Raw genomic sequence first — 11,163 nt, 5'->3', positions numbered from 1 at the left:
ACTGACCGCCCCGTCCGGTCCCGTCCCGTCCCGTCCCGTCCGGTCCCGTCCTGTCCGGTCCCGTCCCGTCCCGTCCCGTCCGGTCCCGTCCTGTCCGGTCCCGTCCTGTCCGGTCCCGTCCTGTCCGGTCCCGCCCCGCCCCGTCCGGTCCCGTCCTGTCCGGTCCCGCCCCGCCCCGTCCCGCCCCGTCCGGTCCGGTCCGGTCCCGTCCGTTCCACCGCGCCCCGGCCCGAGCCGCACCGCCGACTCCGGCACCCGCGCGGCCGGGCCGGTCTCCGAATGGGCGGACGGGTAGATCGGCTCCGGCCGTTTCCGGGGCAGCGGTGCGGCGGGCGGGCGGATTCGGTCCGGCCGTTTCCGGGGTGGCGGACCGTGCGGGTCCGCCCCCTCTCCTGGGCAGCGGTGCGGCGGACATGCAGGCTCGCCTCTGTGGGGCAGCGGTGCGGCGGACGTGCGGGGCCGTCCCGGTTCCTGGTCGGCAGGCCTCCGGGTCGGCCCGTTCGGCGTGTCGTCGGCCCCCCTGGCGTCGGCCGGTTTCCCCGGGTGGAGATACCTCCAGCCGGGTCGGGTCGTTGAGCCGTGCGGGCGTATCGCCCCGCGCCCCGGAGGTCAGCCCCATGAGCACGCCGCCCCTCGCCTCAGGCCCCGAAGGGCCCCACGCCCTGCGGCCGTTGCTCGGCACCGTCCTCGACGCGCTGGACACCGGCACCCGGGCGCGCGGTGGGCCGCTGCCCGCGGGCGGGCCCGAGACAGTCGCCAGGCGCCTGCGGGAAGCGGTGGGGGAGATCCTCCCCGAGCAGGGCGACCCGCAGGCCCTGCACACCCTGGTCCGGGCCCTCGCGGAAGGCGCCGCCGACCCCGCCCACCCCCTGTGCGCGGCCCACCTGCACTGCCCACCCCTCGCCGTCGCCACCGCCGCCGACCTCGCCGCCTCGGCCCTCAACCCGTCCCTGGACTCCTGGGACCAGGCCCCGGCCGCCACCGAACTCGAGACGCTCGTCACCCGGACGCTCGCCCAGCAGGTTGGCGCCACCGACGCCCTCGTCACCACCGGCGGCACCGAATCCAACCAACTCGCCCTGCTCCTCGCCCGGGAGAGACACGGCGGATCCGTCCGGCTCGTGCACGGGGCCAACGCCCACCACTCGCTGCCCCGCGCCGCCTGGCTGCTCGGGCTGCCCGAACCCGTCGTCGTACCCGCCCCGGGCGGCACACTCAACCCCCAGGCCCTCGACGAGGCCCTCACCGGCCTACCCGGCCCGCTGCTCGTCGCCGCCACCGCCGGCACCACCGACGCCGGACGCATCGACCCGCTGCCCGAGATCGCCGCCCGCTGCGCCGCCCACGGCGCCCGGCTGCACGTGGACGCCGCCTACGGCGGAGGCCTCCTCTTCAGCGACCGGCACCGCGCCCGCCTCACCGGACTCGACGCCGCCGACACCGTCACCCTCGACCTGCACAAACTCGGCTGGCAACCGGTCGCCGCCGGACTCCTCACCGTCAGGGACGCCCGCGACCTCACCGCCCTGCGGCAGCACGCCGACTACCTCAACGCCCCCGACGACACCGAGGCCGGACTGCCCGACCTGCTCGGCCGCTCCCTGCGCACCACCCGCCGCCCCGACGTCCTCAAGATCGCCGTCACCCTCAAGACCCTGGGCCGCGGCGGCCTCGGCGCCCTCGTCGACCAGGTCTGCGACCACGCCCGGCAGTTCGCCGCCCTCGTCGACCGGCACCCCGACTTCGAGCTGCACGCCCCGCCCGTCATCAGCACGGTGCTGTTCCGGCCCACCGGCGCCCGCGACACCACCGTCGCCGCCGTGCGCCGCACCCTGCTCGGCGACGGCACCGCCGTCCTCGGCCGGGCCCGCCTCGACGGCCGGCTCTGGCTCAAAGCCACCCTCCTCAACCCCGCCACCGGGCCCGACGACCTGGCCGCCCTGCTGCACCTCGCGGCAGCGAGCCGAGCCACCCTCGTGGAAGGACACACCCCCCGATGAACCCCGCCCCGACCCCCGAACCCGACGCCCCCCGCGACCTCGTCGGCATCGGCATCGGCCCCGCCAACCTCTCCCTCGCCGCGCTCGCCCAGCCCCTCGCCGGCCTCGACACCGTCTTCTACGACCAGAACCCCGCCTTCGCCTGGCACCCCGGCCTGCTCATCGACGGCGCCACCATCCAGGTCCCCTTCCTCGCCGACCTGGTGTCCCTCGCCGACCCCACCAGCCCCTGGACCTTCCTCAACCACCTCAGGTCCCGCGAGCGGCTCTTCCCCTTCTACTTCGCCGAGCGCTTCCACATCCAGCGCGCCGAGTACGACGCCTACTGCCGCTGGGTCAGCGAGAACCTCCCCGGGCTCCACTTCGGGCACCAGGTCGACGCCGTCCGCTGGAACCCCGAACGCGACCTCTTCGAAGTCGACTTCACCCAGCTCGACGCGGACGGGGAAGCGGAAGCCCTCGGCCGGACCTACACCCGCGACGTCGTCCTCGGCATCGGCACCGAGCCCTACGTCCCCGACCCGCTCAAGCCCCTCGTCGACGCCCCCGGCGTGCCCGTGCTGCACGCCGCCGACTACCTCGACCACCGCGCCGCACTCCTCGCCGCCGAGCACGTCACCGTCGTGGGCATCGGACAGTCCGGCGCCGAGATCTTCCTCGACCTGCTCCGCAACAGGCCCGCCGGACGCGAGAGACTGCACTGGCTGGGCCGCACCGAGGCCTTCGCCCCCATGGAGTACTCCAAGCTCGGCCTGGAACACTTCACCCCCGACCACACCCGCTACTTCCACGCCCTGCCCGAATCCACCCGCGACCGGCTCGTCGAAGGCCAGTGGCAGCTGCACAAGGGCATCGACGCCGCCACCATCGCCGCCGTCCACGACGAGCTGTACCGCCGCACCCTGCACGGCGGCTGGCCCGACGCCGTCCTCACCCCCGGGGTACGCGTGCGCACCGCCGGCCGCGTCGCCACGACCAAGGTGGAACTCCACCTCGAACACGGCCCGCAGGACAGCCGCTCCCGCCTCACCACCGACGCCGTCGTCCTCGCCACCGGCTACCGCGAGCGCCCCCTCGACCGGATCCTCGCCGGCCTCGACCCCTACATGCGCCGCGACAACCGCGAACGCCCCCGCGTCGACGAGGACCACCGGCTCGTCCTCGACCCGTCCGTCACCGGCACGGTGTACGTCCAGAACGCCGAGACCCACACCCACGGCGTCGGCGCCCCCGACCTCGGCCTCGCCGCCTGGCGCAGCGCGATCATCCTCAACTCCGTGACGGGCGGGGAGGCCTACGCACTCCCCGCCCGCACCGCCTTCACCACCTTCGGCCTCACGCAGCGGACCCACGTCCCGCCGCCCCGCGAGGCGCCGGCCCTGACCCCGCTGGTCGACGACCGGAGGTGACGAGACCCGCGGCTCAGAACACGGGCGTGCCGTTACGGGTGAGCTTCCAGTCCACCCCCGCGAACGCGGCCGGGTCGATCGACCCCTTCGCCTTCACCCAGGCGATCATGGTGTTGCGGATCTCCTCCGAGTTCGACCACAGCACCGGGGCCGCGGCGACGTGCGGGAAGTTGCCGCCGCCGTTGGCCCGGTAGTTGTTCACCGCGAACACGAACGTCGCGTCGTCCGCGAGCGGCTGACCCCCGAAACGCACGTTCGTCACCCGCGACCCGGCCGGCTTCGCGATGTCGATCTCGTACGACAGACCGCTCACCACGTCGTAGTTGTAGTCCGGCGTGCCGTTCGCGTTCGTCAGCTTCGCCGGATCCACCGGGGCGTCCGCGCCGGTCTGCACGTAGTAGTTCGCCGAGAACTCCAGGTACGCCTTCATCTGCGCACCCGTCATCAGACGCGCCTCCAGCGTGTTCTCGAAGACGTACAGGCCCGCCACGTCCCGGATCGTCACCCGGCCCGCCGGGATCCGGGCGCTGCGCGAGAAGCACGCCGCCTGCGACAGCACCGGCAGCGCGGCGTGCTCCGTGCCCGCCAGCGCCTGCTTCACCGTGTCCGCCTGGATGTGGTTGATCAGGTCGATGATCGGCACGTCCTTGTACGGCGCCTCGGCCGACGTCATCTCCGCCGCGTTCGTGCCGATGACCTGGTTGACGTACGCCACGACCTTCTCGTGCTCGTCCGCCAGCAGCTTCGTGATCCTCGGGTCCTCCTCCACGGTGTTGGAGTTGAGGACCTTCGCACCGACCTTCTCGACCTTCCAGCAGCCCTTCTCCCAGACCAGCTCGAAGTCGAACAGGGTCAGCCGCTGGCCCCACTTCAGCGGCTCCGACAGCACGACCTTCTTGCCGGTCTTCTTGTTCGCGACGAAGTACTCCGGGATCTCCGTGTGCGCGTGCCCGACCAGGATCGCGTCGATGCCGGGCACCTGCTCGGCCACCAGGGCGGCCGCGTTCTCGATGTACGGCAGCTGGTCACCGTAGGACGACGTGCCCGACGAGCCGCTGTGCGCCGACACGATGACGACGTCCGCGCCCATCGACCGCAGCTTCGGCACCCACTTCGCCGCCTGCTCCTCCAGACCCGGGAACGTCATCCTGCCCTGCACGTTCGCCTTGTCCCAGATCGCGATGCCCGGGTTGGTCAGCCCCAGCACCGCCACCTTCACGTCCCGCCCGTGCGGCGTGCGCAGCCGGTGCATGCTGTACGGCGCGAACGCCGGCCGCAGCGTCTTCGCGTCCAGCGCGTTCGCACCCAGCAGCGGGAAGTCGCACTGCTGCTCGAACTTGCGCAGCACCGGAATGCCGTAGTTGAACTCGTGGTTGCCGAGCGCCGCGGCGTCGTAGTCCATCGCGTTCATCGCCTGCGCCATCGGGTGCACCGGTCCGCCCTCGGCGGTGATCGGGTCCACCTTGGCGTAGTAGTACGACAGCTGCGTGCCCTGGATGGTGTCGCCCGCGTCGATCAGCAGCGTGTTGCGGCGGCCCTTCTCCGCACGGACCCGGTTCACGAGCGTGGAGACCTTCGCCAGGCCCACGTCGTTGTGGTCCTTGTCGTCGAACTCCTTGTCCGTGAAGTAGTCCCAGTTGAAGACGTTGCCGTGCAGGTCCGTCGTGCCCATCACGGTGAACGCGTACCGCTTCGCGGGCCGTCCGCCACGCGCCTCGGCGGCCTGGGCGCCCGGCGCCGAGACCGCACCGGCCAGCGCCACCCCCGCTCCGGTCACAGCGGACTTCCCCAGGAACTTCCGGCGGTTCAACGGCATGTCTGGCTCCCCTAGCGGAATCTCTGAACGACGCGCGTAGATAACGCGCGTAGATTCTGACCCGCCCGCACCGGCCGCAACAGACCCGGCAGGTTGCGATCTGGTGACTCGGCCCTCCCCATCCCCGGCCGCCAACCGGCCCAGACATGACAGAGTGGGGCGTATGACCGCGGCCTCCACCCCAGACGCCTCCCAGCCCGCCGTCCCCTACGGCACGCCCGAGGCCCCCCGCATCGCCGTCCGCGGCGAAGCCCGCCTCGAAGTCGACCCCGAGATCGCCCGCATCGGCATCACCGTCGCCGCCCGCGGCCGCGACCGCCGCTCCGCCCTCGACGACCTCACCCGCCGCAACACCGGAGTCCTCGACCTCGTCAAGTCCTACGGCGACGCCGTCGAACGCCTGGAGACCGGCGCCTTCTCCATCACACCCGAACTCGCCCGGCACGGCCGCGGCGAACGCGTCCGCACCTACCACGGCAGCGTCCGCGTCACCGCCGAACTCACCGACTTCACCGCCCTCGGCGAACTCACCACCCGCCTCGCCGACCTCGACCTCACCCGCGTTGACGGCCCTTGGTGGGCCCTGCGTCCCGACTCGCCCGCCCACCGCGAAGCCCGCAAGAAGGCAGTGCGCGAAGCGGTCCAGCGCGCCCGTGAATACGCCGACGCCCTCGGCACCAGCCTCTCCGCCCTGGTCGAACTCGCCGATATCGGCGCCGAGAGCGCCCCGCCGGCCTACCCCCAGGCCCCCGGCCGCATGCGCTCGGCGGCCTTCGCCGGTGCCGCCGAGGACACCCCGGCCCCCCTCGACCTCGAACCCCAGCGCCAGCGCGTCCACGCCGCGATCAACGCCCGTTTCACCATGGTGCCGCCACGCCTGTGATCCCCGCGCCTGTGATCACCGCGCCTGCGATCCCCGCGCTTGTGATACCCGGCGGGGCAATCCCCGGCGGGGCAATCCCTTGCGGGGCAATCCTCGAAAACGCGACCGAATTCTTTCACGTGCTCATCAGAGCACCCGGCCGCACAATTCAACACTTGTCAATAACGCTTCACTGAAAGTCTGTTGAGTCGTCATGCCCGGCCAATTCACTACCAGTCGGTAACTCATAGGCTCGTTTCATGCGCCGAGCAAAAATCGTCTGCACCCTGGGACCCGCCACCGACTCGTACGACCGGATCAAAGACCTGGTCGACGCCGGAATGGACGTAGCCCGATTCAACCTCAGCCACGGCGGCCACGCCGAACACGAGGAGCGCTACCACCGGGTGCGGAAAGCAGCCGACGAGACCGGCCGCAGCGTCGGCCTCCTCGCCGACCTTCAAGGCCCGAAGATCAGGCTCGGCCGCTTCACCGAAGGCCCCGTACTCCTCGAACGCGGCGACACCTTCACCATCACCGTCGAGGACGGCGTCGAAGGCGACGGGCACATGTGCGGCACCACCTACGCCGGCCTCGCCGCCGACGTCACCACCGGCGAACGCATCCTCGTCGACGACGGCAAGGTCTGCCTCAAAGTGACCGCCGTCGACGGCCCCCGCGTCCACACCACCGTCCTCGAAGGCGGCGTGATCAGCGACCACAAGGGACTCAACCTCCCCGGCGTCGCCGTCTCGGTCCCCGCCCTCTCCAAGAAGGACGAGGACGACCTCCGCTGGGCCCTGCGCACCGGCTTCGACGTCATCGCCCTGTCCTTCGTCCGCTCCGGGCGCGACATCCAGGACGTCCACCGCATCATGGACGAGGAAGGCCGCCGCCTCCCCGTCATCGCCAAGGTCGAAAAGCCGCAGGCCGTCGAGAGCATCGACGACATCGTCGCCGCCTTCGACGGCATCATGGTGGCCCGCGGGGACCTCGGCGTCGAAATGCCACTGGAACAGGTCCCGATCGTCCAGAAGCGCGCCATCCAACTGGCCAAGCGCAACGCCAAGCCGGTCATCGTCGCCACCCAGATGCTCGACTCGATGATCGACAACGCCCGCCCGACCCGGGCCGAGGCCTCCGACGTCGCCAACGCGGTCATCGACGGCACCGACGCGGTGATGCTCTCCGGCGAGACGAGCGTCGGCAAGCACCCCGTCGAGACGGTCCGCACGATGGCGCGCATCGTCGAGGCGGCGGAGGAGGACATCCTGGCGAAGGGGCTCCCGCCCCTGACCGAACGCAACAAGCCCCGCACCCAGGGCGGTGCGGTCGCCCGAGCGGCGGCGGAGACGGGCGACTTCCTGGGCGCTCGCTTCCTGGTCGCCTTCACCCAGTCCGGCGACACCGCCCGCCGCCTCTCCCGCTACCGCTCGCCGATCCCCCTCCTGGCCTTCACCCCCGACCAGGCGACCCGCTCCCAGCTCAGCCTGACCTGGGGCGTCGAGACCTTCCTCGGCCCCTGCGTCGACTCCACGGACGCGATGGTCGACCAGGTCGACGAACTCCTCCTCCGCTACGGCCGCTGCCGCCGGGGCGACACGGTCATCATCACGTCCGGCTCCCCGCCCGGCGTCCCGGGCTCGACGAACATGCTCCGCGTCCACCACATCGGCGAGGACGACACCCCTCACTAGCACCGTCAGTACTTGGGCCCGACGTGGGCGTCCATGAGAGCCACGGAGGCTTTGCGGGCGACGGAGATGCTGAACGGGTCGCCGTCACGGGTGCAGAGCGTCCATTCGACGCCGAGCCTGTCCAGTGTGTCGGTGCAGAGCCGCCGGATGTCATCGGAGGCGTTCGTGAAGAAGTACCGGGGGTATTCGTAGCGCTTCCGCTCACCGGCGACCATGCGGGTCGTCCAGTTGGTGATCCGACACCCGTCGGAATGGATGAGGCCGCGGACGAACTGCCAGGGGTGGGCGTTGACGATTGCCTGTTGCCAGGGTTCGAGGGCGATGCGGCGTTCGTGCTTCTTGCCGGGTCCGTGCTGTGGGAAAAGGCAGTGCAGGTGCTTCGAGTAGACCTTCACGTTGCGGCAGCCCGTCTTGCGGACCCGGCAGACGGCATTGTCGGGGAAGACCGCACGCATGGCCTGCTCGCAGTCGTCCATGAGCCCTGGCCATGACTCCGTGCACGTGATCATGAGGTTGGGCACGCGGTGCTCTGAATAGTGGCTGATGTGGCCGTCACCGAGATACAGGCCCAGCAGGTAGGAGTAGGCGGGCTCGTCCAGATCCCGCCCGTCGCACCGGGGGCACTTCGGATCGTGGCGGCCGGGACACTCGCCGCCCTTCGCCCGGTCGAGGTGCTTCCAGTAGCCGACCGTCCCCAGGGGCACGTTGAGCGCACGGGCCACCTCCGCGTTCCTCGCGCCCCCGCGCAGGAGAGTGACGGCTTGCTGTCGCACGTCAGTGCCATGGAGGTTCATGCGTCCCACTGTGCGTCACTGACGGTGACGGTGGGCAGCAAAAAGCGGAGAACCACGCGAACGTGATCCTCCGCTTTTGATCTTGCGGTGCCCGGTGTGGGATTCGAACCCACATGCCCAAAGGGCACGGCATTTTGAGTGCCGCGAGTCTGACCAGTTCCTCCAACCGGGCATGTCAGGGGACCGATCAGCAGTGTACCGGTTCACCGTGGGCCCTTGCTGCTAGGTACGCTGCTGGGGAGCAGTACCGGCCTGCCCCTACCAAGGAGCCCACGTGAGTGCCCCCGAGTCGCCCCAGCCTGTTGACGTGCCTGAAGAGGACAAGTCGCACGTGCCCCCGATGACGACGCGGGTCGTCATCGCCGAGGACGAGGCGCTGATCCGGCTCGATCTCAAAGAGATGTTGGAGGAGGAGGGGTACACCGTCGTCGGTGAGGCCGGGGACGGGGAGCAGGCGGTGGAGCTGGCTCGTGAGCACCGGCCCGATCTCGTCATCCTCGATGTGAAGATGCCGAAGCTGGACGGTATCTCCGCGGCGGAGAAGATCGCGGAGGAGAGCATCGCGCCGGTGCTGATGCTGACCGCGTTCTCGCAGCGCGACCTGGTGGAGCGGGCCCGGGACGCCGGTGCGATGGCGTACCTCGTGAAGCCGTTCAGCAAGACCGACGTCGTGCCGGCGATCGAGATGGCCGTCTCGCGGTTCACGGAGCTGAAGGAGCTGGAGAAGGAGGTCGCCGACCTCACGCTCCGGCTGGAGACGCGCAAGCTGGTGGACCGGGCGAAGTCGATCCTGCAGACGGAGTACGGCCTGTCGGAGCCGGCCGCCTTCCGGTGGATCCAGAAGACGTCGATGGACCGGCGGATGTCGATGCAGCAGGTCGCGGAGGCGGTCATCCAGGACGCCGACGAGAAGAAGGCCAACAAGGCCTGACGGCCCGACGCGAGAGGCCCGTCCCCCTTCCGGTGCAGAAGGGGGACGGGCCTCTCGGCGTACGGGCGGGGCCTCAGTCCTCGCCCAGGTACGCCTTGCGCACCGACTCGTCGTGCAGCAGGTCCTGGCCCGTTCCGGACAGGACGATGTTGCCGACCTCCATGACGTGTCCCTGGTCGGCCAGGGACAGGGCCGCCTGGGCGTTCTGCTCGACGAGGAGGATCGTCGTGCCCTGGGACTTCAGCTCGGAGATGGTCGCCATGATCTTCTGCATCATGATCGGGGAGAGGCCCATGGAGGGCTCGTCGAGCATGAGCAGCTTCGGCTGGGACATCAGGGCGCGTCCCATGGCGAGCATCTGCTGCTCACCGCCCGAGAGGGTTCCGGCGGCCTGCTTGCGGCGTTCCCCGAGGATGGGGAAGAGGTCGTAGGCGCGCTGGATGTCCTTCTCGATGCCGTCCTTGTCCTTGCGGAGGAACGCTCCGAGCTGGAGGTTCTCGGCGATGGTGAGGCGGGGGAAGATGTGCCGGCCCTCGGGGGAGTGGGCGAGGCCGAGGGCGACGATCTTGTGGGCGGCGACGCCGCTCAGCGGCTTGCCGTCGAAGAGGATCTTCCCGGCGGTGGGCTTCAGCAGGCCCGACAGGGTGCGCAGGGTGGTCGTCTTGCCGGCGCCGTTGGTGCCGATGAGGGTGACGACCTGGCCGGCCTCGACGCTGAAGGAGATGCCTTTGACGGCTTCGATCTTGCCGTAGGAGACCCGGAGGTCCTCGACCTCGAGGAGTGCGGTCACTGGGCTTCTCCCTTGGTGCTGCTGGTGGTGCTGGTCGCGTCGGCGGCGGCTTCGGCGGCCGTGACCTCGGCGGCTTCGGCCTCGCCGGGGTCGCCTTCGAAGGGTTCGCCCAGGTAGGCGGCGACGACGCGCTCGTCGGCCTGGACGACTTCGGCGGTTCCCTCGACGAGCTTCTCGCCCTGGACGAGGACGGCGACGCGGTCGGAGAGGTTGAAGACGAAGCGCATGTCGTGCTCGATGAGGAGGACGGCGATGCCCTTGTCGCGGATGGCGAAGACGAGTTCCTCGGTGGCTCTGGTCTCCTGGGGGTTCATGCCGGCGGTGGGCTCGTCGAGGAGCAGCAGGCCGGGCTCGGAGGCCATGGCGCGGGCGATCTCGAGCTTGCGCTGTTCGCCGTAGGGGAGGTTGCGGGCGAGGTGGTCGCGCTTGTGGGCGAGGCCGATGAACTCCAGGAGTTCCATGGCGCGTTCCTCGCTGGCGCGTTCGGCCTTCTTGAAGCCGGGGCCGCGCAGGAGGGCCGACCAGAGGCCTTCCTTGGTGCGGGTGTGGCGTCCGACGAGCACGTTCTCCAGGACCGTCATGTTGGCGAACAGACGGATGTTCTGGAAGGTGCGGGCGATGCCGGCCTGGGTGACCAGGTGGGGCTTCGGGGGGAGGACGGTGCCCTTGTAGGAGACGGTGCCCTCGGTGGGGACGTACAGGCCGGTCAGGCAGTTGAAGAAGGTGGTCTTTCCGGCGCCGTTGGGGCCGATGAGTCCGACGATCTCGCCGGCGTTGACCGTGAAGTCGACGGAGCGTACGGCGGTGAGGCCGCCGAAGCGCATCGTGACGTCGCGTGCTTCGAGTACAGGTGTCGTCATGTTC

Annotated in this window: 9 protein-coding genes and 1 tRNA gene; 5 read left to right on the top strand and 5 right to left on the bottom strand. The window is 70.4% G+C overall.

Translation table 11 applies throughout. From position 1 onward, the window contains the following. Positions 1–617: 617 nt before the first annotated feature. Together ACFV20_RS21690 and ACFV20_RS21685 are read left to right on the top strand one after the other, a co-directional pair. Complete coding sequence (locus tag ACFV20_RS21690) at positions 618–2,000, top strand: pyridoxal phosphate-dependent decarboxylase family protein (RefSeq protein WP_385658789.1); 1,383 nt, start codon at positions 618–620, stop codon at positions 1,998–2,000. Further along, positions 1,997–3,409, top strand: coding sequence for a lysine N(6)-hydroxylase/L-ornithine N(5)-oxygenase family protein (locus ACFV20_RS21685; RefSeq protein WP_385658787.1), 1,413 nt, complete (start codon positions 1,997–1,999; stop codon positions 3,407–3,409). The genes ACFV20_RS21690 and ACFV20_RS21685 overlap by 4 nt, the downstream gene beginning before the upstream one ends. A 13-nt stretch (positions 3,410–3,422) precedes the next feature. On the opposite strand, the gene ACFV20_RS21680 is transcribed toward ACFV20_RS21685, so the two are convergent. Beyond that, positions 3,423–5,225: a bifunctional metallophosphatase/5'-nucleotidase gene (locus ACFV20_RS21680; protein WP_385658786.1), complete on the bottom strand. Its 1,803-nt coding sequence runs from the start codon at positions 5,223–5,225 to the stop codon at positions 3,423–3,425. Positions 5,226–5,388: 163 nt separating this feature from the next. On the opposite strand from ACFV20_RS21680, the gene ACFV20_RS21675 reads away from it, so the two are divergent. Both ACFV20_RS21675 and pyk read left to right on the top strand, forming a co-directional pair. Beyond that, a complete protein-coding gene (locus tag ACFV20_RS21675) occupies positions 5,389–6,108 on the top strand; it encodes an SIMPL domain-containing protein (RefSeq protein ID WP_385658784.1) in 720 nt (239 codons plus the stop codon). Between the two features lie 239 nt (positions 6,109–6,347). After that, positions 6,348–7,784: a pyruvate kinase gene (gene pyk, locus ACFV20_RS21670; protein WP_385658782.1), complete on the top strand. Its 1,437-nt coding sequence runs from the start codon at positions 6,348–6,350 to the stop codon at positions 7,782–7,784. 5 nt (positions 7,785–7,789) lie between these two features. On the opposite strand, the gene ACFV20_RS21665 is transcribed toward pyk, so the two are convergent. Then, complete coding sequence (locus tag ACFV20_RS21665; protein ID WP_385658781.1) at positions 7,790–8,578, bottom strand: helix-turn-helix domain-containing protein; 789 nt, start codon at positions 8,576–8,578, stop codon at positions 7,790–7,792. An 88-nt stretch (positions 8,579–8,666) separates the two neighbouring features. Beyond that, a tRNA-Leu gene (locus tag ACFV20_RS21660) sits at positions 8,667–8,750 on the bottom strand. 102 nt (positions 8,751–8,852) lie between these two features. On the opposite strand from ACFV20_RS21660, the gene ACFV20_RS21655 reads away from it, so the two are divergent. Beyond that, on the top strand, positions 8,853–9,509 hold the full coding sequence (locus tag ACFV20_RS21655; protein WP_385658780.1) for an ANTAR domain-containing response regulator: 657 nt from the start codon (positions 8,853–8,855) through the stop codon (positions 9,507–9,509). A 73-nt stretch (positions 9,510–9,582) separates the two neighbouring features. Here the strand turns inward: ACFV20_RS21655 and ACFV20_RS21650 are convergent, their stop codons facing one another. Next, positions 9,583–10,299 carry an ABC transporter ATP-binding protein gene (locus tag ACFV20_RS21650; protein ID WP_385658778.1) on the bottom strand — a complete coding sequence of 239 codons (717 nt, stop codon included), beginning with the start codon at positions 10,297–10,299 and terminating at the stop codon, positions 9,583–9,585. Next, positions 10,296–11,159 carry an ABC transporter ATP-binding protein gene (locus tag ACFV20_RS21645; protein ID WP_385658776.1) on the bottom strand — a complete coding sequence of 288 codons (864 nt, stop codon included), beginning with the start codon at positions 11,157–11,159 and terminating at the stop codon, positions 10,296–10,298. The genes ACFV20_RS21650 and ACFV20_RS21645 overlap by 4 nt, the downstream gene beginning before the upstream one ends. Positions 11,160–11,163 lie beyond the last annotated feature (4 nt).

This window comes from Streptomyces sp. NPDC059696, assembly GCF_042733745.1.
In the GTDB taxonomy this organism is placed as follows: domain Bacteria; phylum Actinomycetota; class Actinomycetes; order Streptomycetales; family Streptomycetaceae; genus Streptomyces.
Note: the sequence above shows the minus strand (reverse complement) of the source record. Positions and strands in the feature narration are given on the sequence as shown.